Source organism: Variovorax brevis (assembly GCF_030317105.1).
GTDB classification, from domain to species: domain Bacteria; phylum Pseudomonadota; class Gammaproteobacteria; order Burkholderiales; family Burkholderiaceae_C; genus Variovorax; species Variovorax brevis.
Map to the genome: position 1 here is coordinate 48650 of NZ_JASZYG010000005.1, position 24244 is coordinate 72893.

General features: G+C 66.0%; 20 protein-coding genes. 8 read left to right on the plus strand and 12 right to left on the minus strand.

The window, feature by feature from the left end:
- Positions 1-30 precede the first annotated feature (30 nt).
- From bchY to QTI66_RS16700, 8 genes are all read left to right on the plus strand, one after another.
- Entirely contained in the window at positions 31-1563 is a 1533-nt protein-coding gene (gene bchY / locus QTI66_RS16665; protein WP_286560945.1) for a chlorophyllide a reductase subunit Y, read from the plus strand.
- Between the two features lie 115 nt (positions 1564-1678).
- Positions 1679-3157, plus strand: coding sequence for a chlorophyllide a reductase subunit Z (gene bchZ / locus QTI66_RS16670; protein ID WP_286560946.1), 1479 nt, complete (start codon positions 1679-1681; stop codon positions 3155-3157).
- 180 nt (positions 3158-3337) lie between these two features.
- Positions 3338-3544, plus strand: coding sequence for a light-harvesting antenna LH1, beta subunit (gene pufB / locus QTI66_RS39905; RefSeq protein ID WP_286560947.1), 207 nt, complete (start codon positions 3338-3340; stop codon positions 3542-3544).
- Between the two features lie 11 nt (positions 3545-3555).
- Positions 3556-3759, plus strand: a complete 204-nt coding sequence (gene pufA / locus QTI66_RS16680) for a light-harvesting antenna LH1, alpha subunit (RefSeq protein ID WP_286560948.1) — start codon at positions 3556-3558, stop codon at positions 3757-3759.
- 116 nt (positions 3760-3875) lie between these two features.
- Positions 3876-4700 carry a photosynthetic reaction center subunit L gene (gene pufL, locus QTI66_RS16685; RefSeq protein WP_286560949.1) on the plus strand — a complete coding sequence of 275 codons (825 nt, stop codon included), beginning with the start codon at positions 3876-3878 and terminating at the stop codon, positions 4698-4700.
- Positions 4701-4728: 28 nt separating this feature from the next.
- On the plus strand, positions 4729-5709 hold the full coding sequence (pufM, locus tag QTI66_RS16690) for a photosynthetic reaction center subunit M (RefSeq protein ID WP_286560950.1): 981 nt from the start codon (positions 4729-4731) through the stop codon (positions 5707-5709).
- Complete coding sequence (pufC, locus tag QTI66_RS16695) at positions 5706-7091, plus strand: photosynthetic reaction center cytochrome PufC (RefSeq protein WP_286560951.1); 1386 nt, start codon at positions 5706-5708, stop codon at positions 7089-7091. The genes pufM and pufC overlap by 4 nt, the downstream gene beginning before the upstream one ends.
- Before the next feature lie 48 nt (positions 7092-7139).
- Positions 7140-7778 (plus strand): biliverdin-producing heme oxygenase, encoded by a 639-nt coding sequence (locus QTI66_RS16700; protein WP_286560952.1) that lies wholly within the window; start codon positions 7140-7142, stop codon positions 7776-7778.
- A 211-nt stretch (positions 7779-7989) separates the two neighbouring features.
- Here the strand turns inward: QTI66_RS16700 and QTI66_RS16705 are convergent, their stop codons facing one another.
- The 12 genes from QTI66_RS16705 to bchB all read right to left on the minus strand — a co-directional run bounded on the left by QTI66_RS16705 (position 7990) and on the right by bchB (position 24225).
- Complete coding sequence (locus QTI66_RS16705) at positions 7990-10170, minus strand: GAF domain-containing protein (RefSeq protein WP_286560953.1); 2181 nt, start codon at positions 10168-10170, stop codon at positions 7990-7992.
- On the minus strand, positions 10170-11588 hold the full coding sequence (gene ppsR, locus QTI66_RS16710; RefSeq protein ID WP_286560954.1) for a transcriptional regulator PpsR: 1419 nt from the start codon (positions 11586-11588) through the stop codon (positions 10170-10172). The genes QTI66_RS16705 and ppsR overlap by 1 nt, the downstream gene beginning before the upstream one ends.
- A gap of 70 nt (positions 11589-11658) precedes the next feature.
- Complete coding sequence (gene puhE / locus QTI66_RS16715; protein WP_286560955.1) at positions 11659-12468, minus strand: putative photosynthetic complex assembly protein PuhE; 810 nt, start codon at positions 12466-12468, stop codon at positions 11659-11661.
- Between the two features lie 33 nt (positions 12469-12501).
- Positions 12502-13560 (minus strand): magnesium-protoporphyrin IX monomethyl ester (oxidative) cyclase, encoded by a 1059-nt coding sequence (gene acsF / locus QTI66_RS16720; RefSeq protein ID WP_286560956.1) that lies wholly within the window; start codon positions 13558-13560, stop codon positions 12502-12504.
- 36 nt (positions 13561-13596) lie between these two features.
- Positions 13597-14073 carry a photosynthetic complex assembly protein PuhC gene (gene puhC / locus QTI66_RS16725; protein ID WP_286560957.1) on the minus strand — a complete coding sequence of 159 codons (477 nt, stop codon included), beginning with the start codon at positions 14071-14073 and terminating at the stop codon, positions 13597-13599.
- A 13-nt stretch (positions 14074-14086) separates the two neighbouring features.
- Positions 14087-14755 (minus strand): photosynthetic complex putative assembly protein PuhB, encoded by a 669-nt coding sequence (gene puhB, locus QTI66_RS16730; RefSeq protein WP_286560958.1) that lies wholly within the window; start codon positions 14753-14755, stop codon positions 14087-14089.
- Positions 14752-15522, minus strand: a complete 771-nt coding sequence (gene puhA / locus QTI66_RS16735) for a photosynthetic reaction center subunit H (RefSeq protein ID WP_286560959.1) — start codon at positions 15520-15522, stop codon at positions 14752-14754. Before puhA ends, puhB begins: the two co-directional genes overlap by 4 nt.
- 54 nt (positions 15523-15576) lie before the next feature.
- The gene (locus QTI66_RS16740; RefSeq protein ID WP_286560960.1) at positions 15577-17034 is read right to left on the minus strand and encodes a BCD family MFS transporter; all 1458 of its coding nucleotides are present in this window, start codon (positions 17032-17034) and stop codon (positions 15577-15579) included.
- Positions 17031-17744: a magnesium protoporphyrin IX methyltransferase gene (bchM, locus tag QTI66_RS16745; protein WP_286560961.1), complete on the minus strand. Its 714-nt coding sequence runs from the start codon at positions 17742-17744 to the stop codon at positions 17031-17033. The genes QTI66_RS16740 and bchM overlap by 4 nt, the downstream gene beginning before the upstream one ends.
- A 143-nt stretch (positions 17745-17887) precedes the next feature.
- Positions 17888-18811, minus strand: coding sequence for a ferredoxin:protochlorophyllide reductase (ATP-dependent) iron-sulfur ATP-binding protein (bchL, locus tag QTI66_RS16750; RefSeq protein WP_286560962.1), 924 nt, complete (start codon positions 18809-18811; stop codon positions 17888-17890).
- A 55-nt stretch (positions 18812-18866) separates the two neighbouring features.
- Positions 18867-22691 carry a magnesium chelatase subunit H gene (locus QTI66_RS16755; RefSeq protein WP_286560963.1) on the minus strand — a complete coding sequence of 1275 codons (3825 nt, stop codon included), beginning with the start codon at positions 22689-22691 and terminating at the stop codon, positions 18867-18869.
- Entirely contained in the window at positions 22663-24225 is a 1563-nt protein-coding gene (gene bchB / locus QTI66_RS16760; RefSeq protein ID WP_286560964.1) for a ferredoxin:protochlorophyllide reductase (ATP-dependent) subunit B, read from the minus strand. Before bchB ends, QTI66_RS16755 begins: the two co-directional genes overlap by 29 nt.
- Positions 24226-24244: the final 19 nt, after the last annotated feature.

The following is a 24244-nucleotide window of genomic DNA, read 5'->3' on the forward strand; positions in this document are numbered from 1 at the left end:
GGAGCAATACCGGCTCGCAGGGATGAGGGGGTGATACCTATCATCAATGCGGCTGCGATCCAGCGCGATGGCATGGGCTGTCATTCGGGCGGCGACGCGATGCTCGCGGCTGCGAAGTCGGCCGGAAAATCCGAAACGCTGGAACGTTACGCAAAGGACTATCCGCGCGACGAAAAGGCCGGCCCGCACGACCAGCCGCAGAGCATGTGCCCGGCCTTCGGTGCGCTGCGCGTGGGCCTTCGCATGCGGCGCACCTCCACCATCCTGTGTGGCTCAGCCTGTTGCGTCTACGGCCTGACCTTCACCTCGCACTTCTACGGCGCCAGGCGCAGCGTCGGCTATGTGCCCTTCAACTCCGAGACACTGGTCACGGGCAAGCTGTTCGAGGACATCCGGGAGTCGGTCCATCAGCAGGCCGACCCCGCCCACTACGACGCCATCGTCATCATCAACCTGTGCGTGCCGACCGCGAGCGGCGTGCCGCTGCAGATCTTGCCCAGGGAGATCAACGGCGTGCGCATCATTGGCATCGACGTGCCGGGCTTTGGCGTGCCCACGCATGCAGAAGCGAAGGACGTGCTGGCCGGCGCGATGCTCAAGTACGCCAGGTCGGAAGTGCTCGCCGGCCCGGTACAGGCGCCGCGCACCGGCAAGGCCACCAAGCCGACCGTCACTTTGCTCGGCGAGATGTTCCCGGCCGATCCGGTGATCATCGGTCGCATGCTCGAACCGATGGGCCTGGCCGCCGGGCCGGTGGTGCCGACGCGCGAGTGGCGCGAGTTGTATGCGGCGCTCGATTGCGTCGCCGTTGCTGCCATCCATCCGTTCTACACGGCGAGCCTTCGCGAGTTCGACGCTGCCGGACGAAGCATCGTGGGCTCGGCACCCGTCGGACACGACGGCACCGAGGCATGGCTTCAGGCAATCGGAGTCGCCGCAAACGTGCCGCAGGCCGGCATCGATGCGGTCAAGAACATGATGCTGCCCGCGATCCGCGGCGCGCTGTCAAAGATGCCGATCAAGGGCCGCATCACGCTCAGCGGCTATGAAGGTTCCGAGTTGCTCGTCGGCCGCTTGTTGATGGAAAGCGGCGCCGACCTGCGCTATGTCGGCACGGCCTGCCCACGCACGCCATGGAGCGATGCGGACCGCGAGTGGCTCGAAGCGAAGGGCGTTCACGTCCAGTTCCGTGCTTCTCTCGAACAGGACCTTGCGGCGATGCATGAGTGGAAGCCTGACCTCGCCATCGGCACGACACCGGTCGTTCAGGCCGCCAAGGAGCTTTGCACGCCGGCGCTGTATTTCACCAATCTCATCTCGGCGCGTCCGCTGATGGGACCCGCGGGCGCAGGTTCTCTTGCAACGGTCATCAACGCGGCAATCGGCAACAAGGAGCGCTTCGAGAAGATGAAGGCCTTCTTTGGCGACGCAGGCTCCGGCCACAGCGCAGGCGTGTGGGAAGCCGCGCACGGTGTCCCGCAAGACCGCCCGGAGTTCAAGGCAGACACGCGCCGCCAAGTGTTGAAGGCACAGAAAAAACGCAAGGCGGAGGAAATGATATGAACACCTCAGGCTGCGCGCGCTTCGGGTCGCTTCGCCAATACCTTCCTTGGACCCCCGCCCCCGCTATCACCTTCACACGTCCGCATTCCCCGAAAAGCGCCTGGGAGCGATCGAGATGCTAGTCCTCGACCACGATCGCGCGGGCGGCTACTGGGGTGCCGTGTATGTGTTCACGGCCATCAAGGGCCTGCAGGTCGTCATCGATGGTCCCGTGGGTTGCGAGAACCTGCCGGTGACCTCCGTGCTGCACTACACCGACGCATTGCCGCCGCATGAACTGCCCATCGTCGTGACGGGCCTGGCCGAAGAGCAACTTGGCCGCGAAGGCACGGAAGGCTCCATGCGCCGCGCGCACGCCACGCTCGACCCCGACTTGCCATCGGTCGTCGTCACCGGCTCCATCGCGGAGATGATCGGCGGCGGCGTCACGCCCTCGGGTACCAACATCCAGCGCTTCCTGCCGCGCACCATCGATGAAGACCAATGGCAGTGCGCCAACCGCGCCATGTACTGGCTCTGGTCGGAATATGGCGTGAAGCACGTGCCGGCACGCAAGCCCTTTGCGGATCGACCGGTCGGCGAAAAGCCGCGCGTCAATGTCATCGGTCCGAGTTACGGCACCTTCAATGCGCCAAGCGACCTGGCCGAGATACGCAGGCTGGTGCAAGGCATCGGTGCCGAGGTCAACATGGTGTTTCCACTCGGCAGCCACCTGGCCGACGTCTCGCGGCTGGTCGAGGCCGACGCGAACATCTGCATGTACCGCGAGTTCGGCCGCATGCTGTGCGAGGCGCTGGAGCGCCCGTATCTGCAGGCGCCGATCGGCTTGCACAGCACCACCGAATTCCTGCGCTCGCTCGGCGCCTTGCTGAAGCTCGATCCCGAGCCCTTCATCGCGCAGGAGAAGCACAGCACTATCAAGCCCATCTGGGACTTGTGGCGCTCCGTCACGCAGGACTTCTTCGGCACGGCGAGCTTCGGCGTCGTCGCGAATGAAACCTACACGCGCGGTATTCGCCACTTCCTCGAAGACGAGATGGGCTTGCCGTGCAACTTCGCGGTCGCGCGCCGTGCGGGTGCCAAGACCGACAATACCGAGACGCGACGCCTCGTGCACGAGAAGACACCGCTGGTCCTGTACGGCAGCTACAACGAACGCATCTACCTCGCCGAAGTCGGTGGCGGCGGGATGATGAAGACGGGCTTCATCCCGGCATCCTTCCCGCTGCCGATCATCCGAAGGCACACCGGCACGCCCTTCATGGGCTACGCGGGCGCCACCTACATCGTGCAGGAGTTCTGCAACGCGCTCTTCGATGCGCTGTTCCACATCCTGCCGCTGGGCACCGAGCTCGATCGTGTCGATGCGACGCTCGCGCGCGTGGACCCACGCGAAGAAAGCGAATGGGATCCCGACGCGCAACAGTTGCTCGGCGAACTCGTCGACTCCGAGCCGGTTCTCGTGCAGATCTCCGCCGCCAAGCGCCTGCGCGACCGCGCCGAACGCGACGCAAGAAAAGCTGGCGAGCCGCGCGTGACGGCAGATCGCGTGGCGCGTTCACGTGCAGCGTTGAATCAGGGAGAGCCCGCATGAACCGCGTGACCCAAAGCGCTTGGGGCCGAGCGAACACAGAACCTGGCGAGCCGTCCGGCGCGCCGAAGAAGTTGCGGCGGCTTCGGTCGCAGCAATCCCCGCCGCGGGGGACGTGCGCGGTAAGTGGCCGCAAGGCCGAACTGGAGAGAACTTATGGAACCTAGAGATCGAGGTGGCTCCTTGTCCGGTCTGACCGAGCAGGAAGCCAAGGAGTTTCACGGCATCTTCATGACCAGTTTCATCATCTTCACGCTGATCGCAGTCGTGGCGCACTTCCTGGTGTGGCAATGGCGGCCATGGCTTCCCGGTGCGGGTGGCTATGCGTCCGTCATCAACGATGCCAAGGATGTGGCGCTGGCGGCACTGTCCATCGGATTCAACGCATAGGGAGTCAAAACATGTGGCGAATCTGGTTGATTTTCGATCCGCGCAGGACGCTGATTGCCTTGTTCACGTTCCTGTTCGTGCTGGCACTGGTGATTCATTTCATCTTGCTGAGCACCGACCGCTTCAACTGGCTCGAAGGGCCGCGAAAGAACGCGCCGGTTTCGGCGCAGATGGCGCCGATGCCAGCGCCTGCTACAGCACCGACGGGCAAATAGCCGGCGGTTGCTCGACACGCAGCCGGGTGCCGGCCCGACAAGGGTCCCGCCTGGCTGCTTCCAGCACAGAGGCAAGGGTGCGGCCGCTTGCAGCCGTCCTGACCGGAGAACGCATCATGGCCATGTTGAGCTTCGAGCGAAAGTACCGCGTGCGCGGCGGAACGCTGACCGGCGGCGACCTTTTCGACTTCTGGGTCGGGCCCTTCTACGTGGGCTTCTTCGGCGTGACGACGGTGTTCTTCACGGCGGTGGGGACGCTGCTCATCGTGTGGGGCGCATCGCAGGGGCCGACGTGGAACCTTTGGCAGATCAACATCGCGCCGCCCGACATCAAGTACGGCTTGCGCATGGCGCCGCTGCTCGAGGGCGGCTTGTGGCAACTCATCACGGTGTGTGCAATTGGCGCCTTCGTCTCGTGGGCGCTGCGGCAAGTGGAGATCTGTCGAAAGCTCGGCATGGGCTATCACGTGCCCTTTGCCTATTCGTTCGCCATCCTTGCGTATGTCACGCTCGAAGTGATCCGGCCGGTGCTGATGGGCGCCTGGGGCCATGGCTTCCCGTACGGGATCATGAGCCACCTGGACTGGGTATCGAACACCGGCTACCAGTACCTGCATTTTCACTACAACCCCGCCCACATGCTGGCGGTAAGTTTCTTCTTCACGACCGTGATGGCGCTCTCGCTGCACGGCGCGCTGATCCTGTCGGCCACCAATCCGGGCGAGGGTGAAACGGTGAAGACGGCGGAGCACGAGAACACTTTTTTCCGCGACACCATCGGCTATTCGATCGGCACGCTGGGCATTCATCGGCTCGGCCTTTTCCTTGCGTTGTCCGCAGCGTTCTGGAGCGCCGTCTGCATCGTGATCAGCGGCCCGTTCTGGACGCGCGGCTGGCCCGAATGGTGGACCTGGTGGCTCAACCTGCCCATCTGGCGATAACAAGTCAAACCAGCCCGAGGAGACCCTGATGGCTGAATACCAGAACATCTTTACCCGCGTGCAAGCCGTGGCGCCTTCGTATGCAGGCGTGCCGCTCGAATGGGGCAACAAGGAGCGCGAAGGCCCGCCAGGGCACTGGCACTGGCTGGGCAAGATCGGCGATGCGCAGATCGGGCCGATCTACCTCGGTTGGCTCGGGCTGGCTTCGCTCATCTGCTTTTTCATCGCCTTCGAGATCGTCGGGCTCAACATGCTCGCGTCGGTCAACTGGGACCCGGTGCAGTTCGTGCGGCAACTGCCCTGGCTTGCGCTGGAGCCCCCGCCGCCATCCATCGGGCTCAAGCTCTTTCCGGCCTTGAACGAGGGCGGCTGGTGGCTCATGGCGGGCTTCTTCATGACCTCGTCGGTGCTGCTGTGGTGGTTTCGCATGTACCGGCGCGCGCGGGCGCTGCACATGGGCACGCACGTGGCGTGGGCCTTTGCATCGGCGATCTGGCTGATGCTGGTGCTGGGCTTCATCCGCCCGATCCTGATGGGCAGCTGGGGCGAGGCGGTGCCCTTCGGCATCTTTCCGCACCTCGACTGGACAGCCGCCTTCTCCATCCGCTACGGCAACCTGTTCTACAACCCCTTCCACATGCTGTCGATCGCGTTCCTGTACGGCTCGACGCTGCTGTTTGCCATGCATGGCGCGACGATCCTGGCCGTGAGTCGTTTTGGCGGCGAGCGCGAGATCGAGCAGATCGTCGATCGTGGCACGGCCTCGGAACGCGCCGCATTGTTCTGGCGCTGGTGCATGGGCTTCAACGCGACGATGGAGTCGATCCATCGCTGGGCCTGGTGGTTCGCGGTGCTGTGTCCGCTGGTGGGCGGCATCGGCATCCTCCTGACCGGCACGGTCGTCGACAACTGGTATTTGTGGGCCGTGAAGCATCACGTGGCGCCGGTCTACCCGGCCGTGTTCGCGCCGGTGATCGACCCCGCGACCTTGCAGGGAGTCAAGCCATGACGAACTCGACAGGGGTGAGATGGTGCGTTGCGCTCGGTGCGCTGGCGCTGCTGGTGGGCTGCTTCGAACGCCCGCCGGTGGACGCGGTGCAGCGCGGCTTTCGCGGCACCGGCATGGACCAGATCTACAACCCGCGCAGCGTGCAGCAGCAGGCCGCCATCAACGGCTTGCCACCCGACACGCCGCCGATGCCCGCGGTCGGTCCGACGGCTGGGCAGACCTTCCAGAACGTGAAGGTGCTCAACGACCTGAGCGTGGGCGAGTTCAGCCGCCTGATGGTGTCCATCACCGCATGGGTGGCGCCGCAACAGGGCTGCACCTATTGCCATGCCGGCAACGACATGGCGTCCGACGCGCTCTACACCAAGGTGGTCGCCCGCCGCATGCTGCAGATGACGCAGCACATCAACGCCGACTGGAAGAACCACGTCGCCGACACGGGTGTGACCTGCTACACCTGCCACCGCGGGCAGCCGGTGCCGGCCAACACATGGACCGTCGGCCCGTCGCAAAAGGCCGCCTATTCCGGCAACAAGGCGGGGCAGAACACGCCGTTGCCCACCAGCGGCATGACGGCCTTGCCCTACGACCCGTTCACGCCATTCCTTCAGCAAGCGAACAACATCCGCGTGGTCGGTGGCGAGGCGCTGCAAAACGGCAATCGCATTTCCATCAAGCAGACCGAGTGGACCTACGGGCTGATGGTGCACATGTCGGAATCGCTGGGCGTCAATTGCACCTACTGCCACAACACGCGATCGTTTGCGGACTGGGAGACGAGCACGCCACCGCGCGCCACCGCCTGGTATGGCATCCGCATGGCGCGCGACCTCAACCTCAACTACCTCGACCCACTGGCGCCGACATTTCCTGCAGCACGCCTGGGCGCGGGCGGTTATTCTCCGAAGATCAACTGCGCCACCTGCCACCAGGGTGCCTACAAGCCGCTGTACGGGCAGAGCATGCTGCCCAACCATCCCGAGCTGGCAAAGGTGCGGGCGGTGGTCGCCACGGGGGCGCCGGCTGCACCCGCCGCACCGACAGCGCCGGCCGCATCGGGCAGCGCCAGCGCGGAAGTGCTGTTCGCCGTGGGCTCGAAGGCCGTTTCGGACGACGGCACGAAGGCGCTCGGGGCGGTGATCGACGCACTGAAGGCGGACGCAACCGCCAGGGTCACGCTGTCCGGCTTCCACTCCGCGACCGGCGACACGGCCACGAACGAAGAGCTGGCCAAGCAGCGCGCCTTTGCCGTGCGCGATGCACTGCAAGCGGCCGGCATTGCGCAGGATCGCATCGTGCTGGAAAAACCGCAGGTGGCGGAGGCCAACGTGGCGGGCGAAGACCCGAGGGCGCGGCGCGTGGAGGTCGCCGTGATGAAATAGGCGGCCGTCTCTATGATGGGGCTTCCTCGGCCCCTGGAGAGCGGCTTGATGCCCAGCTTGTCGGAATCCCTGAAGCTCGAAACGCGCGAACTGCACACGCAGGCTGAACGCAGCGTCTTCATGCGGCAACTCTTGCGCGGCGAAATGGAACGGAAGCCCTATTGCGCCATGCTGCGCAACCTGCACGCGATCTACGCCGCGATGGAGCCGGCGCTCGAACGCCATGCCTGCGATCCCCGGCTCGCGCCGCTGCATTTTCGCGAACTGATGCGCGAGCCGGCACTGCGAGGGGATCTCGACGCGCTGCATGGCGAAGGATGGCGCGAGCACTTTGCGCTTCAACCCTCCGCGCTGCGCTATGTATCGCGCCTTCGCAGCATCGAGGACACGCATCCGGAACTGCTGGCGGCGCACAGCTACGTGCGCTACCTCGGCGACCTGAGCGGTGGCCAGATCCTCGCGCGCATCGTGCGCGAAAGCATGGCCCTTCCGGCAGGGTCCGGCACGGCCTTCTATGACTTTGGTGGTGCGAAGGAGGCGCTTCGGCTGAAGAAGGCGTACCGCGAGGGGCTGGACAAGCTGCCGGGCGGCGAGCCCGCGGCGCGCGCGATCGTGGCAGAAGCAGCGCTCGCCTTCGAATTGCACTGCCACATCTTCGACGAACTGGGCCGGGCCGAGCCCGGTTGAGCGCAAGATCTTTCCCTACGCCCGCTGCGCTTGCCTTCCGACCCGCGATTTTTCAAGCCCGCTCAATCCTCGGACTTCATGTCCCTTGCCAAGGAGAATGCCATGCGAACACTGATTCCCATGTGGATCATCGGCGCGCCACTCGTCTACCTGATCTTCGACTGGATTCGCACGCCCAAGCGTTGAAGATGAAGCGGGGCGTCGTGCCCGCTCAGCCGCTGAAAGCCTTCACCCGGCTGTAGAGCGCTGTCGCCCTGCGCGTCGACGCTTCGAGCTCTTCCAGCAGCGGCACCACCGTTGCGCCCATGTTCCCGTCGGCGATGTCCATCGCCGCGAGGCTGGCGTTCGACAGGATGGCGCCGATGACGTCTCCGGGTTCGTTCACGCCTTCCTGCCGCGTACGCGCGGCAGATTCGTCGCGCACCGCTTGCGACAGCGACTGCTCCAGATGCCGCCGGGCTTGCGCCGCACGCTGGCTGTCCGTGAGGTCGGCGAAGATCAGGAAGAAGCCCAGCAGCGATCCGTCCCGCGCCGGAACCGGCTCGGCACGCAAGGCCGCAGGCAAGACGCCGCCGCCGGCAAGCGCAAGCGACACGTCGCCCCGCCAGCGTTGCCTGTCTTGCGCCACCGCCTCCAGGATCTTGCGCATGCGTTCAGGCTCGGCGAACAGTTGCGACGCGTCCGTGGCGAGTGGCCCCGAGCCTTCGTCGCGTCGCGCCAGTTGCATGAAGCAGGGATTGGCAAACAGCACGCGGCCTCGCGCGTCGGCAATGACGACGGATTCGTTGGAGTTGGACACCGTGGCGCGAATCTGCGCCAGTTGATGTTCAGCGATCAGGAGGCGCACCGCATTGACCTGCACCACGATGTCGATGAGCGCCGCCCCGAATGCGCGCGCCAACGCCAGTTCAGCGGCCGACCACGGAAGCGCCGTGCCGCGCACGATTTCCGACCACGCCGCAAAAGAGCGGCGCGGCGACAGCTTCAGCGGATCGTTGTCGACCACCGGCTTCGTCGGGTCGCCCGCCCAGGTCACCGTGAGCAACTGCTCCTTGCGAAACCACATCAGGTAGTCGGGTTGCGAGGCCGACAGCTTGGCTGCGACGACACCGCTCGCGCTTGCGGTGAGCGAGTCGAGCGCGGGGTTGGCGTGTTCCACGGACGAGCAGCTGAAGAGGGTGTCGAATTGCTGGCCGTCGATCCAGCGCATCAGCTCGCGCAACTCGGCCGTGGTCGGCGTCTCGCCGACGGTGAGCACCTCGCCCTCATGGAACAGTGCCGCGCCGGTGGCATCCAGCGGTTGCAAGAGCGTGCGCGGGTTGCGGAACAACGCGACACGCCAGTCGCCCTCGGTCGATGTCGCCTCGACCAGCCGTTGCTCGAGCCGCCGCACCTGGATCGCGACCTGCGCGTGCGCGTAGTTTTCGATTGCCGCGATGCGCGTCGAAACGACTTCAGCCAGCAGGTCGGCTGCCGCACGCATTGCAAAGCGCAAATTGCGTGGTGAATAGTGATGGCAGGCGATGAGGCCCCACAGCCGGCCTTCGCGCACCAGCGACACCACCAGCGTGGCCGTCACGCCCATGTTCTTGAGGTACTGCAGGTGAAGCGGCGACATGCTGCGCAGGTAGCACAGCGACATGTCGAGGTCTTCGGGCGGCTCGCCGATGCGCTGGGGAACGAGTGGCGATGCTTCGTAGTGCACGTCGACCAGGACGCGCAGGCGCGTGCGCAAGTACAGATCGCGGGCGCGTTGCGGGATGTCGGTGGCCGGGTAATGGTGGCCCAGCAGCGATTCGAGCCGCGGATCGCGGGCTTCCGCAATGATCTTGCCGTGCCCGTCAGGGTCGAAGCTGTAGACCATGATGCGGTCGTAGCCGAACATCTCGCGGCAGCTCTTGACGACCGCGTCCGACATGATGCCGATGGTCGACGCGCCGCTGATTCGCTGCACCGCGTTGCCCAGGAGTCCCAATAGTTGCGCGCTCGGCAGGTCGACGGTTTCGATACCGGTGTCGTCGCCAATGGGCTCGATCTCGATGACCAGCCAGCCGCCTGCAATGCGGTGCAGGCTGCCTTCGAATTCGCGCTCGCGCCCGGAGGGTTCGACCCGGCAACGCATCGCTTCCGGATCGGCCAGCGCGCCCTGCGATGCCAGGCGCCGCACGCAGCGCTCGATGTCGCCGCCAAGCCGCGAGACCGGTTGCTGCAAAAGGCTTTCCGCAGTGAATCCCAGCAATCGTTCGACGCTTGCACTGGCCTGCACGATGCACAGGTCCGATTCACGCAGCACCAGCAACACGCCGTGAGGCTGCACCGAGCCGGCCAGGTGGATCAGCTCGCGTTCGCAGTTGGTGAGGTCCGCAGTGCCGAAGGCCGGGCTCGTCTGCATCAGTCGACTCCCGGAAGCTCGCCCGGGCGGCGTGTCGGGTCGCCCAGGCGCCGGCCAGCGAGTTCTGCTTCGCTCATGCCGAGCAGCGCCGCCGCACCGGCTGCATCTTGTTGCGACTGCGCAAGCGCGCCCTGGATGAAATGGTGCTCCGCGATGATCGCCGCCTCGGCCATCAGTTCGGCGAAAGGTACTTGCCCGAGGCGCCCGAGCAGCTGCTGGATGGCCAGGTTGAACTCGTACGGCGAGCTTTCGTCATTGAGCGCCTGGGGCGCGCGGTGGATCGTGAAGCCGATGCATTCCTGGTCGCCTTCGGTGAGCAGGGCCGCGGAAATCTCGACCTGCGCAACGGGTGTGTGAGCGACCTTGACCCACGACTTGATCCTGCGCACCAGGCCGACCTTGCGCACCTGCGGCAACAGCGTCGCGAGCGGGCGATCCGGCATGCCGAGCCAGTCCATGATGGGCAAGCCCTTCACCTGGGCTTCGCTGTTGAGCCGCACCAGGTTCAGGAAGGCCGGGTTGGCCACCAGCACGCGTCCGCTCGAATCGGTGACGACCACGCCATCGCTGCTGTCGTCGACCATGCGGGCCAGCGAGGTGCTCAGCGCCGTTGTCAGCTCCAGCGCATCGACGGCGCGCACACGCACCAGGAGGCGCATGGCGTCGTCGGCCCGGAACGGCGTGGCCGCCACGCTGGTGAGCGTGATCTTGCCGACCAGCCGTGCCCGGATCTCCGCACTCTGGCCGGAAGCCCGCGCCGATATCAGAAGCTCCTCGACGGACACCCGCGAACGTTCTTCGAAGCCCACCGTGGCTGGCCGGTCGATGAGTTGCTCGCTCGTGAAGTCGAACATCTGCGCAGCAGCCTGGTTGGCTTCGAGGATGCGCAGCGTGCGGCCGTCGACCACGAGCACCGCGTCGGTGGCGACCTGGAAGAGCAGGCGGTAGCGCGTCTCGTCCTGCCGCACTTTCCAGTAGCCGCGCTCCATCTCCTGTTGCGATTCGAGGAAGCGTTGCTGGATGGCCGCGATCGCGCGCAGGTCACGGCCTGTCGCCAGCACCGGGCCTTCGGCGCCGAAGCGGATGGCCGTGTAGGCGACCGGAATGCTGACGCCGTGATGGAAGGGGTGATTGACCTCCCGCCGCCGCCCGATGCCGTTGGCTGCAACTTCCTGCAAGAGGTTTTCGATCTTGGGACGGGTTTCCTCGCTGACGGTGTCAGCCCAGCGGCGACCCACCCAGTCGTGGGCCAGCGGCGCGAGCGGCTCGCCGTCGCCCTGCACGACGCTCCGGATGACGCCTGTTGAGTCCATCACCAGCGCAATGTCGCTGGAGAGCGAAACAAAAGTCCGGGCAAGCTCGGGCGCCCAGACCGCTAGCGCGGCGAGATCCGGAAGATCGCCTGGGCGAAAACTCACGATGTGCTCCTGGGGATGACACTGGCCGGGGGAACCCATTCTAGGCATCAATGGCCGGCGGTTGTCATCCTTACAAACGCTCGGGGCCGGCCCGTTCGGGCGGCGGGATGGCAGGCGTCAACTGCCGCGAGCGCAGCCCCCACGTCCAGAGCTGTTCGGATGGCAGGGGCAGGACGAGAAACCAATGCTCCAGGATGGCCAGCGACATCAACGTCCCGGCAAAGGTCAGCGCCGTGGCGTCGAAGGCACTGACCGCCTCCGCCGTCGCGCCCTGCCACAGCAGCACCGCCAGCCAGGTGGAGACCATGATGGACACCGGGAACAGCGAGTTCATCGGCTTGCGCCTGAAGTAGGTCTGCAGGTATTTGAGGTGCGCCGGCAGGAAGTCTTCGTTGAGATTGCGTACGCCCAGAAACACGTTGAGCTTGGCGCTCTGGCGCATCACCCACAGGATCGCGAAGGTGAAGAGGCCGGTCGGGTTGCTGCCATTCCACGTCAAGAGGCCGACGCAGACGGCCAGCACGATGAGCGCGAACTCGTGATGCAGCAGCGCCTGCAAGGCGAAGCCGGCACGTCGCCATCGTCGCGCGCCCGGCGGGCAGGGCGTGCGCCGCGGCCCGGTCACGAAGCCCAGCAGGAAGGCCACTTCCTGCCAGCCCCACACCACCAGCGCGAAGGTGAATGCGAGATAGGAGCCCGTGATGCGCGTGTCGTTGCGCGTGGTGTAAAGGCCGAGCAAGGCCATCGCGAGCAGCAGGGTCGCCGCGCCCATGGTCCAGTTGAAAGTCCAGCGCGGCAGGCCGTTGAGGTACAGGATCACACCCGTGCTGAACCACCACACGAAGAGGGTGTAGAGGATCGGCAGCAGGTACTGCGACATGGGGCGTTCGCCGTGTGCAAGGCAGCAGTGCAGCTACCAGGTGGGCGCCATGCGTGCATCGGCTGGCAGCGTGTTGGGGCGCGGGCGCAGCAGGTACAGGCGGGCAAAGGCCCATGCTGCCTTGGCCGCCAGCCCGGCGCGCTGCAGTCCGCCACCGATGCCGCCGCGCAGCTTGGCCGCTTCGCTGGCCAGGGAGATCTCCCGCAATTTTTCAAGCCCCGCATGGAAGGCCGGCGCATCGAGATCGAGCGTGAGCGGAAACACCTGCCGCGTGATGTCGGAGGTGATGCGAAACACGGTGAAGTCATAGGCCGTCGGGTCCAGCCCCATTGCGCTGTGCATCTCGGGGCGCTGGTGATCGCGCACATACATCGTCGCGAAGACCGCCAGCACGAAGAAGCGGATCCACAGCTTGTTGACGCCACGCAGCAAGTGCGGATTGGCGCGCAGTAGCAGCGCGAAAGCCTCGCCATGCCGGAATTCGTCGTTGCACCAGCGCTCGAACCATTTGAAGATCGGATGGAAGCACAACTCCGGGTGCCGTTCGACCTGGCGGTAGATGGCGATGTAGCGCGCGTAGCCGATCTTCTCCGACAGGTAGGTCGCATAGAAGATGAACTTCGGCTTGAAGTAGGTGTACTTCTTGGCCCGCGCCAGGAAGCCCAGGTCGACGCCGATGCCGAAGTCCTTGAGCCACTGATTGATGAAGCCTGCGTGCCGGCTCTCGTCGCGCGCCATGTAGCCGAAGAGCTCCTTCATGTCGGGGTTGGTCACGCGCTTCCTGATCTCGGCATAGAGCACGCAGCCCGAGAATTCGGAAGTGATCGAGCTGATGAGGAAGTCCGAGAACTCCTTGTACAGCGGGCCCGGCAGGTCGGAGTAGTCGCGCGACAACATGTCGGCCGGCCGCTGGAAGTGCTCGTTGTTGTTGTCCGCCTGGAACTCGGCCATCAGCGCTTCCCACTGCGGACGGATGGCGTCGACGTCGATGCGATCCATGGCGGCGAAGTCGGTCGTGTAGAAGCGCGGCGTCAGCATCGTGTCCTTGAGCGCCGTTTCGGTGGACGCGTTGGGGATGGTGTTCGTCGACATCAAGTGGCTCCTTCTTCAGGCGTTGCCGGTTCAGGGCTACGGGGTCTTTGGCGCAGGCGCGGGCTGCTGCATGAGGCTGGCGAACACAGCCGCATTGGACGGGCCAAAGGAGCCGAGGTCGACGCGCCGGCCTGTGGTCGGGTCTTCCAAAGTGAGCTTGCCGTCGGCGCGGCCGATCATGCGAAAAGGCACCTCGGGCCCGATGCCGCGCCGATAGCGCTCGCGCGCCAGGCCGCGCATCGTGCCGCGCAGGAAGCCGTTCGTCTCCGGCGCCACGGCGTGAACCACGCGGCCGCTGCGTGCGTCGAGCACGTCGATGCCGCCGTCGGCCCGGTCCTCGAAGCGAAACTCGCGAACGCTCACGGCCGGCGCGTCTTCCACGTGCATCACGCCGACACCGGTGAGTCGCACGAAGATCACCGTGAGCAGCGATGCGAGCACCATCAGGCCGAGGGCGGCCATCACGCCGCGCGGCAGTGCGCCGCGGGACGGGCTCGATGCATGGGCTTGCATGGCCAGGGCTCCTTCAGGCGACCATCGCATCGGGTTGCGCGCCGCGCTCACCTCGCGCACCGCCGGTGCCGGGCACGAGCGACAGCGCCGGCCTCGGCATGCCGGCCGACTCCGCCAGCGCACCGGCGAGCAGCGCCGCCACGGGCCGTGCGTCGGGCAGGGCGCGAAGCATCGGTTGGGTCTTCTTGATCTTCCACGGCCGCGCATGCGGCCAGAGGTTGACGTAGGCGATCCGGTCGCTGCCCGAAAGCGCCAGCGCAATGTCGCCGCTGCCGTCGGTACGGGCGTGCAGCGATGCGGATTCGATCGCCTTGAAGGGCAGGTTGAAGGTAATGGTCAACACGATGCCCACGCGCATCACCACGCGCCGGTTGGTGACGGTGTAGACGGCCGTGCGAGCTGTCAGCCACGCCAGCAGCGCAATCGTTGACAGCGCAAGAAGGGCGATCGGCAAGAGCCACAACACGGCGACCAGCGCCTGCGGCACGCCATGGCCGTTCGACAGCGAATTGGCGCCGCGCCATGCCAGCAGCACTGCGAAGTAGATGGCCAGGCCCCGGATGTGCATGGCATCGCAGGCCATGCGCTTCCAGTCCGGCGAGCCTTGCCACAGCAGGCGCTCGTTGGGAGGCAGCAGTTCGGGCAGGCCGTGGGCCGGCTCGAAGTCGTGGTCATCGCTCATAGCAACGGTTCCTGGCGCCGGGGCGTGGCGTACAGCGTGCCGCCGCCGTAGTAGGCGACGATGCGGTCTTCTTCGAGCAGCGTGACCTGCTCCGCGTCGCGCGTGCCTGGCACATGCTGGAACTGCGCACCCAAGATGGAACGCACCCGCACGCCACGGCTGCCGATGCGCGAGAAGTTGACGGGCAACAGCACCCGGCGCAGGCCTTCGGCGCCTTGCACTTCGATTTCGAGATAACGGAAAAGCGCTTCCGCACGGTCGACCCACACATCGACCACCGTCCCGCCCACCACGCCGTCGGCACCTGTCACGGGCAGACCGATCGGGTCCGGGTCCTTGTGCGACATGCTGAAGCCCGGAGCCGCCCGCAAAGGAACGATGCGTGCGGCGCCGTCGATGGTGGTGTCCACGATGTCCGCGCGCTGCGACCAGGATCCCGGGCCGATGCCGTCGACCATCGGATTGCCGGTGGGTTCGAGCGGGGCGCCGAGGAAGGCGCCGTTGGGTTCGGCCGCCAGTTCGCGCTCCTCGCGCAGCGTGTTTGGCACGCTCACCGTGCGGCCGTCGCGCAGCAGAAAGGTCTTGGGCGAGGGCACGCCCGGAAAGCCCTCCACGTGGATGCTGCCCGAGCGATCGTTTTCCAGCGGATAGCCCTCTCGCTTGTTCTCGCGGTGCAGGTAGTAGATGAGCCCGGCAAAGAAGGCCCAGAAGACGTAGAGCACGATCTGTGCGACGTCGATATAGCCGGTGATCGCTCCGTTTCCCATGCTGAACTCCTCTGTGGCGTGAATGCGATGCGAAGGGCAATGAAGCGGTTTGCTTCAGCCCGGAAACTCGGCCAGCCCGAATCGGGTTGCCTGCTGTGTGGCGCCCTGCGTGCCGCGGTGCCGGCGCACCAGCGGCCCGATGGCCATCAGCGTCGCGAAGAGCAGGACGATCTCGAGGTAGTACACGGCGCTGTAGCCGATGGCCGGACCGGTCACGGCGGGGCCGAGCGCACCGTGTTCGGCCAGCGACGACACCGCGTCGCGCAATGCGCCGCCAAGAGCGATCGCCACGCCACTGCAGGAGGCCTGAACGGCGCCCCAGGCCCCAAGCGCCAGGCCGCTCTTGACGACACCGTTCTCCAGGTTCATGGCGGCCGTGAGCGTTGCCACCGAGAACAGTCCACCCCCGAAGCCGATGAGTGTGGTGCCCATGCGGAACATCAGCGGCGAGCCCATGGGGTTGGCGAAGATGACGCCTGCAAAAGCGAAGATGCCCACGAGCGCCCCGATGGCGCCGAGGCGGTGCTCCTCGCCGCCATGGTGGAACCAGCGCGCCGCCAGCACGAAGGCCGCAAGCGCACCGGCCGCGATCATGGCGGTGAGCGTGGTGGTCGACGACACATCCATGTGCATGATCTCGCCGCCGTAGGGCTCCAGCAGGACGTCCTGCATGCTGAAGGCGGCGCTGCCAAGGCCGACCGCGACCAGCAGGCGTGCCGCGCGTCCGCCGCGCACGAAGGCGCGCCACGATTCGCGAAATACCGGCGCGGCCTGCCCGGGCTCGCGCGAGAGGTGCCGCGGTTGTCGCGCCTCCTGCTTCCACAATGCAATGAGGTTCAGCACCATCGTCACCACGGCCGCGCCTTGCACGACCTTGATGAGCCGCAACTGCTGGAAGTTTTCGAGCAGCGCACCGAAGGCCAGGGCACTCACGAAGGTGCCCAGCAGCAGCATCCCGTACAGGAGCGCCACCACCCGCGGCCGGTTCTCCGGCGTGGCGAGGTCGGTGGCGAGCGCGAGGCCCGCCGTCTGCGTGGTATGCAGCCCGGCGCCCACGAGCAGGAACGCAAGTGCCGCGCCGATCTGCCCGTAGACAGGTGGTCCGTTGGTGTCGCCCGACAGCACGATCAATGCAAAAGGCATGATCGCCAGGCCGCCGAATTGCAGCAGCGTGCCCATCCAGATGAAAGGCACGCGCTTCCATCCGAGGGCGGAGCGGTGGTGGTCCGATCGAAATCCCACCAGCGCACGGAAGGGCGCAAAGACCAGCGGCAAGCCGACCATCACCGCCACCAGCCAGGCGGGCACGTGCAGTTCGACGATCATGACCCGGTTGAGCGTGCCGTTGAGCAGGGCCAGCGCCATGCCCACCGTCACCTGGAAGAGGGACAACCGCATCAGCCGGCCGAGCGGCAATTCGCGCGTCGCCACATCGGCGAAGGGCAGGAAGCGCGTCGCGACCAGCGACCACTTGCTGGCCAGCGTGTTGTTGAGGCGGATGACGGGGTTCATCTTCTCGCCAGTTCCAGTGCCTGCGAGGTGTAGAAGCCGCTCGCGATGCGTTGTGTGCGCACGGGATGCCATTGCGCGAGCAGCGGCTCATGGGCGAGTTGCGCGAACAGCGACTTCTGCGCAACGGGCTCGATCCACGGCGCCCGATTGGCCTTCGGAAAAAACCGCCCGACGGCGCGCATCGCGGCCAGTGCGGCGTTGCTCGGCGCGAAGGTGACGAGCACGGATCGGTCCGCTCGTTGCGCGAGTGCGGCAATCACGCGCACGGCATCGTCGGTGGGGTAGTGGATGAGCGAATCCATGCCGACGATGAAGTCGAAACGGCCGAGGGCGGGTTCCAGCATGTCGCCGGCGCGAAAGTCGATGCTGCCGGGTGCCGGGTTCACCACGTTGTCGCGGTGATGCCGCTCGCGGGCCAACTGCACGAGCGTGGGCGACAGGTCGATGGCGATCACGTCGGCGCCACGCCTTGCCGCTTCCACCGCCAGCGCGCCGGTGCCGCAACCCGCGTCGAGCAGCCGCATGCCCTCGAGGTCGGAAGGTAGCCAGGCGAGCAGGGTCTCGCGCATCCGGTCGCGCCCGGCACGCACGCTTGCGCGGATGCGGCCCACCGGCGCGTCCGAGGTCAGTCGTTCCCACGCCTGCGCGGCGGTGCTGTCGAAGTAGGTCTGGATCTCACCGCGTCGTTCAAGATAGGAAACGTGTGCCATGTCTGTGCTCCGTTGCGCTTCGGATCATTCGTGCCGCATGAGGCTCAAGAGGGATTGCGGGCGCCGAGCGCCAAGGATGATCCTGTTCCCGAACAAGAGGCTCGGGCCGCATGGAACGTCGCAAGCGTCGCAGCGATGTCATGTCAGTCGAACCCCAGCAGGTCGAAGATGTCGCGGTCTTTCATGGCGACGGCGTGCAGCGGGTCCGTGCCCAGCCACAGCGCTGCGGCAAGCCGCATGTATTCGTTCTGCACCGCTTCCAGTTCCGGCGAGTGCTCCATCTCGAACAGCGTTGACTTCTTCAAGCGGCTGCGGCGGATCACGTCGAGGTCGGGAAAGTGCGCCATCAGCTTCAGGCCGATCTGCGAATTGAAGCGGTCGATCTGGTCGGTCTCTGCGCTGCGGTTGGCGATGACGCCGCCCAGTCGCACGTTGTAGTTCTTCGACTTTGCGCCGATCGCCTGAACGATGCGGTTCATCGCGAAGATGGAATCGAAGTCGTTGGCGGTCACGATGAGCGCGCGGTCTGCGTGCTGCAACGGCGCGGCGAATCCGCCGCAGACCACGTCCCCCAGCACGTCGAAGATGACGACGTCTGTTTCTTCGAGCAAGTGGTGCTCCTTCAGCAGCTTCACCGTCTGCCCCACGACGTAGCCGCCGCAGCCGGTGCCAGCCGGCGGTCCGCCGGCTTCCACGCACATCACGCCGTTGTAGCCAGGGAAGACGAAGTCCTCCACGCGCAACTCCTCGGGATGAAAGTCCACCGTTTCGAGCACGTCGATGACGGTAGGCATCAGCTTCTTGGTCAGCGTGAAGGTGGAGTCGTGCTTCGGGTCGCAGCCGATCTGCAGCACGCGCTTGCCCAGCTTGCTGAACGCCACCGAGAGATTGCTCGACGTTGTGCTCTTGCCGATGCCGCCCTTGCCATAGATGGCGAAGACCTTCGCGTTGCCGATCTTGAGGTCGGCGTCGAGCTGCACCTGCACGCTGCCCTCGCCATCGGCACGCGCTTGCGTCCGGTCGCCGACTTTCTTGATGTCGGGAAATGGAACCGTGACCGTGCTCATGGATAAACCTCCGCGCACAGCGCTGCCGTATTCGACTCGGGAGGGACCCGGCGACTCATACCGTTGCCCCTTCGTAAATGCCCTCGACCCGGTCTTCCAGCTCTTCGCCGGCCCGGCGCAGGGCATCGAGCATGGTGGCGTCCGGCTTCCAGAACTGGCGGTCGGAGGCTTCGAGCAGCCGGCTTGCAACGCGGGCCGATGCGGTTGGGTTCAGCGTGGCGAGCCGTTCGCGCATCTCGGGGTCGAGCACGAAGATCTCGCTCAGCTGCTCGTACACCCACGGCTGCACCTGGCTCGTCGTGGCCGACCAGCCCATCGTGTTCGTCACGTGCACCTCGATCTGCCGAACGCCCTCGTAGCCGTGCTTGAGCATGCCTTCGTACCACTTGGGATTGAGGGTGCGCGTGCGCGTCTCCAGCGCCACCTGTTCGCTGAGCGTGCGCACTGTTCCGCCGCCGTCCTCGCGCGTCTGGTCGCCGATGTAGACGGGCGCGACCTGGGCCTGCGGCCCCTTGGCGCGGCGGATCGCGCGGCTGATGCCGCCGAGCGTGTCGAAATAGGTATCGATGGTCGTCACGCCCAGTTCCACCGAGTCGAGGTTCTGGTAGGCCAGGTCGACGCCGGCCAGCACGCTTTGCAAGAGCGCCGGCTGCTGCATCGGGCGACCCGCGCGCCCGTAGGCGAATCCCTTGCGGCGGCTGTAGGTTTCAGCGATCTCGTCGCTGTCGTCCCAGCGGCTGTTGTCGATCAGGTGGTTGACATTGGCGCCGTAGGCACCTTCGGCATTTCCGAACACCCGCAGGGAGGCGGTTTCCAGATCGCCGCCGTGTTCTGACTGGTACGCAAGGGCGTGCCGGCGAATGAAGTTCTGCTCGGGTACCTCATCCGCGCTGGCTGCGAGGAAGGCGGCTTCGGCGAGCATCTTGATCTGCAGCGGCAGCAGGTCGCGGAAGATGCCCGACAGCGTGATGACGACGTCGATGCGCGGCCGGCCCAGTTCCGCCAGTGCGACAAGTTCGGCGCCCGCGAGCCGGCCGTAGCCGTCGAAGCGAGGCACCGCGCCCATCAGCGCCAGCGCCTGCGCAATCGGGCCGCCTTCGCTCTTGAGGTTGTCGCTGCCCCAGAGCACCAGCGCGATCGATTCCGGAAGCGCGTTGCCGTCGGCCATGTGCCGCGACAGCAGCCGTTCGGCCTGGCGTGCGCCGTCCTGCATCGCATAGGCGCTCGGGATACGGAAGGGATCGAAGCCGTGCAGATTGCGCCCGGTCGGCAGGATCGTCGGCGTGCGAAGCAGGTCGCCGCCGGGCGCCGGCCGCACGAACCTGCCGTCGAGCGCGCGCAGGATGCCGTCGATTTCGCTGTCCTGCATCAGCAAGGGCATCGCCGCGGCGAGGGCGCGAAGCGCAGTCAAGGTTGACGCATCCGGAGTTGCGTCCGAACCGGCGCCATGCTGCAGCGACTGCTCCGCCGTCTGGCCTGCCACGAGCGCTTCCACCATGCAACGCGGCAGCTGCGTTGCATGGCTGGCTTGTGCCATCGACATCAGCAGGTCGATTTGCTCCGCGCTGCCCATGGGCGCGCCCACGACATGGAGCCCGTAGGGAATCAGCGTGTATTCGAGTTCGAGCACGGCGTCGTTCAGCGCGGCAATCTGCGAGGGCGCGTTATCGGCCCAAGGCGGCTCGGCGGGCTCAAGGTCCAGCGCCGCGGCCTGGGCCTGGATCAACTGGGCCAACGCGTCGCTTTCACGCTGCGCCTCGGGCTCCAGCCCCCGATAGCGCGAAAGCGATTCCTTGAGTGCCACCAGGTCCTTGTAGAGTCCGGCCTGCGCGACCGGTGGCGTCAGGTAGCTGACGAGCGTCGCCGCCGCGCGGCGCTTGGCGATGGTGCCTTCCGACGGATTGTTCGACGCATAAAGATAAAAATTGGGCAAGTCGCCGATCAGCCGGTCGGGCCAGCAGCGCGCAGACATGCCGTTCTGCTTGCCCGGCATGAATTCGAGTGCCCCGTGCGTGCCGAAATGCAGCACCGCATTCGCGCCGAAGTCCTCGCGCAGCCAGCGATAAAAGGCCGAGAAGGCATGCGTCGGCGCAAAGCCTTTTTCGAACAGCAGCCGCATCGGATCGCCTTCGTAGCCGAAGGCCGGCTGGATGCCGACGAAGAGATTGCCGAAGCGCTCGCCCAGCACGAAAATCGAACTGCCATTGCTTTGCTGCTTGCCGGGTGCCGGACCCCATTGCGATTCAATTTCCCTGAGATGCTTTTCGCGCCGCACATGCTCATCGGTGGAGATGCGTGCATGCACGTTGGCCATGGCGCCGTGCTGTTCGGCATTTCCACGGATGATCCGTTCACGCAACGCATCCACGCTCGGCGGCATCTCGATGCTGTAGCCCTCGCGCTGCATTGCCTTCATCGTGTTGAAGAGCGACTCGAATACCGAAAGAAAGGCGGCCGTGCCGGTGTTGCCCGCGTTGGGCGGAAAGTTGAAAAGCACCGCCGCGACCTTGCGTTGCGCGCGTTCCGAGCGATGGAGGTCGACGAGCATGCCGACGCGCGCGGCGAGCATGTCCGCGCGGTCGATGCAACTGTGCATTTCTTGCGCGCCCACCTTGTTCTCGAAGGTGCATGCATGCGCGCAGCCGGTGCAGGCGATGTGCGATGCGCCGCCGCGTCCGCCGAACACCATCGAGCCGGTCGCGCCATCGAGCTCGGGAATCGCCACCATCATCGTGGCTTCGACCGGCAGCAGCCCGCGGGCAGATGCGCCCCATTGGTCGAGCGTCTGGAATTCCACCGGTGTCACCGCGATGTAGGGCACGTCGAGCGTGGCCAGCGCTTCTTCGGCGGCGCGCGCGTCGTTGTAGGCCGGGCCGCCGACGAGGGAGAAGCCGGTGAGGGAGACCAGCGCGTCGATGGTCGTTCGTCCGTCACGGCGGAAGAAGGCGTCGAGGGCAGGGCGCGAATCGAGGCCCGTGGCAAAGGCCGGGACGACGCGCAGCCCCCGCGCTTCCATCGCGGTGATGACGCCGTCGTAGTGCGCGGTGTTGCCCGCCAGCAAGTACGAGCGCATCAGCAGGAGGCCAACCGTGCCGCGCTGCCCCGTCAGCGCAACACGGGGAAGCGCGTCGGCGCTGTCCGCCATGCGGCGCTTGATGCGGGGGTGGTAGACGCCGACTTCCGGATACTCGATGGGCTCGTGCGTCTTTGCCATGCCGCGCAAAGCGCGGCGCGGCCCTTCGGCATAGCGGTCCACCAGGAAGTGCACCATGTGCGCGATGTTGTCTTCCGAACCGGCCAGCCAATACTGCAGCGTGAGGAAATAGGCGCGCACGTCCTGCGCGGTGCCCGGGATGAAGCGCAGGATTTTCGGCAGGCGGCGCAGCGTCTTCATCTGCCGCGCGCCGGCGGTGGTGCGGCTCGCGGCGTCGGCGTTGTCTGCCGTCTTGCCGCGCAAGCGCTTGAGGAAGGCCAGCGGGCCGGTGGAGGGCGCCGACATGTCGAACTTGCCCATGCGCGTGAGCCGCGTCACTTCCGCGGCCGACATGGCGCAGACCATCGCGTCGCAACTGTTGCGCCGCGCCTGCAGATCGGCCAGCACCGGCTGGAAGTGATCTTCCATGAAGAGCATCGTCGCGATGACGATGTCGCCGCGCGCAATGTCCTCGCGGCAGTGCGCCAAGGCCTGTGCGTTGTCGCTCCATTCGGCTGCGGCATGCACGCTCAGGTGGAGGCCGGGAATCAGCTTTGCCAGCTTGCGCCAGGCGCGCTCCGTCGCGCTCGCCAGGTGGCTGTCCATCGTGACCACGACCACGCGCACCGTGGCCGGCCGCTCGCGCGGTGCACTGTGCTCAGTGGCTGAAATGGGCTTTGGCGTCATAGAGCGTCTCGAGGGTGATGAGCGACACGCCGCGGTCGAGCGCATAGCGCTCGGTGTTCCGGCGCGCCTTGCCGCGCACGAAGAATGGAATCTTGTGAAGCTCCTTCTCGGCCTCCTGGGCCCATTGCGCGACCACGATGCCTGCGGGTTCAGGCATGGCCTGCACAGGTGCCTGGCGCGGCGCTGCCGCGCCGCCCAGGTGCGAGGGCGCCGCGTCTTCATGAAACTCCGTGTCGCCGCGGAACATGCCGATGAGGTGCTCTTCCAGGCCCATCATCAGCGGATGCACCCAAGTGTCGAAGAGCACGTTGGCGCCCTCGAAGCCCATCTGCGGCGAGTAGCGGGCAGGGTAGTCCTGCACATGCGTCGGTGCCGAGATCACGGCGCAGGGCAGGCCCAGGCGCTTGGCGATGTGGCGTTCCATCTGCGTGCCGAGCACCAGCTCCGGCTGCAGTTGCGCGATGGCGGCTTCCACCTCGAGGTAGTCGTCGCTGATGAGCGGCGTGACGTCGTAGAGCTGGGCAGCGTCGCGCACTTCGCGCGCGAACTCGCGGCTGTAGGTGCCCAGGCCCACAACGGTGAAGCCCATTTCGGTGGACGCGATCCGCGCCGCGGCCACGGCGTGCGTCGCGTCGCCGAAGATGAACACGCGCTTGCCCGTCAGATAGGTCGAGTCGACCGAACGCGCATACCAGGGTGAGCGCGATGTGGCGTCCAGCAGCGCCTGTTGCGTATCGATGTTGGCGAGCCCAGCCACTTCGGCGATGAAGTCGCGCGTGGCGCCGGCGCCGATGGGCACGGTTTTCGTCGACGGCTGGCCGAAGCTGCGTTCCAGCCACTGCGCGGTGGAGCGGGCGATTTCCGGGTACAGCACGACGTTGAAATCCGCTTCGCCCAGTTGGGCGAGATCGTCCGGCGTCGCGCCCAGCGGCGCGACGATGCGGACTTCCACACCCAGGCTTTCAAGCAGTTGCCGGATCTCACTCACGTCATCGCGATGGCGAAAGCCCAAAGCCGTCGGTCCAAGGATGTTGCAGCACGGCTTGCGACCGGCCCCACGCAGCGCCCGGGGCGTGCCCGGTGGCGGGATCGACGGCCCGGCCATCGCGCGCACCATCTGGTAGAAAGTTTCGCTCGCTCCCCAGTTTTCCTTGCGCTGGTACGAAGGGAGTTCCAGCGCCACGACGGGAATGGGTAGCGCGAGGGCCCGCGCCAGGCCGCCCGGATCGTCCTGGATCAGCTCGGCCGTGCACGAGGCTCCGACCATCATGGCCTTCGGCTTGAAGCGCTCGTAAGCTTCTTGCGCGGCGACCTTGAACAGTTCGGCGGTGTCGCCCCCAAGGTCGCGCGCCTGGAAGGTGGTGTAGGTCACGGGTGGCCGCCTTGGAAGGCGTTCGATCATCGTGAACAGCAAGTCCGCATAGGTGTCGCCCTGCGGCGAATGCAGCACGTAGTGCACGTCCTTCATGGCCGTCGCGATGCGCATCGCGCCGACGTGCGGCGGGCCTTCGTAAGTCCAGAGAGTGAGTTGCATGGCGTGCTTCTTCTTGCCC

What these genes read in the sequence shown, in the direction of transcription:
- bchZ (WP_286560946.1), top strand. Translation starts at nt 1,679, where the DNA reads ATGCTAGTCCTCGACCACGATCGCGCGGGCGGCTACTGGGGTGCCGTG.
- pufA (WP_286560948.1), top strand. Translation starts at nt 3,556, where the DNA reads ATGTGGCGAATCTGGTTGATTTTCGATCCGCGCAGGACGCTGATTGCC.
- pufL (WP_286560949.1), top strand. Translation starts at nt 3,876, where the DNA reads ATGGCCATGTTGAGCTTCGAGCGAAAGTACCGCGTGCGCGGCGGAACG.
- pufM (WP_286560950.1), top strand. Translation starts at nt 4,729, where the DNA reads ATGGCTGAATACCAGAACATCTTTACCCGCGTGCAAGCCGTGGCGCCT.
- pufC (WP_286560951.1), top strand. Translation starts at nt 5,706, where the DNA reads ATGACGAACTCGACAGGGGTGAGATGGTGCGTTGCGCTCGGTGCGCTG.
- QTI66_RS16700 (WP_286560952.1), top strand. Translation starts at nt 7,140, where the DNA reads ATGCCCAGCTTGTCGGAATCCCTGAAGCTCGAAACGCGCGAACTGCAC.
- QTI66_RS16705 (WP_286560953.1), bottom strand. Translation starts at nt 10,170, where the DNA reads ATGCAGACGAGCCCGGCCTTCGGCACTGCGGACCTCACCAACTGCGAA.
- puhE (WP_286560955.1), bottom strand. Translation starts at nt 12,468, where the DNA reads ATGTCGCAGTACCTGCTGCCGATCCTCTACACCCTCTTCGTGTGGTGG.
- acsF (WP_286560956.1), bottom strand. Translation starts at nt 13,560, where the DNA reads ATGTCGACGAACACCATCCCCAACGCGTCCACCGAAACGGCGCTCAAG.
- puhC (WP_286560957.1), bottom strand. Translation starts at nt 14,073, where the DNA reads ATGCAAGCCCATGCATCGAGCCCGTCCCGCGGCGCACTGCCGCGCGGC.
- puhB (WP_286560958.1), bottom strand. Translation starts at nt 14,755, where the DNA reads ATGAGCGATGACCACGACTTCGAGCCGGCCCACGGCCTGCCCGAACTG.
- puhA (WP_286560959.1), bottom strand. Translation starts at nt 15,522, where the DNA reads ATGGGAAACGGAGCGATCACCGGCTATATCGACGTCGCACAGATCGTG.
- QTI66_RS16740 (WP_286560960.1), bottom strand. Translation starts at nt 17,034, where the DNA reads ATGAACCCCGTCATCCGCCTCAACAACACGCTGGCCAGCAAGTGGTCG.
- bchM (WP_286560961.1), bottom strand. Translation starts at nt 17,744, where the DNA reads ATGGCACACGTTTCCTATCTTGAACGACGCGGTGAGATCCAGACCTAC.
- bchL (WP_286560962.1), bottom strand. Translation starts at nt 18,811, where the DNA reads ATGAGCACGGTCACGGTTCCATTTCCCGACATCAAGAAAGTCGGCGAC.
- QTI66_RS16755 (WP_286560963.1), bottom strand. Translation starts at nt 22,691, where the DNA reads ATGACGCCAAAGCCCATTTCAGCCACTGAGCACAGTGCACCGCGCGAG.
- bchB (WP_286560964.1), bottom strand. Translation starts at nt 24,225, where the DNA reads ATGCAACTCACTCTCTGGACTTACGAAGGCCCGCCGCACGTCGGCGCG.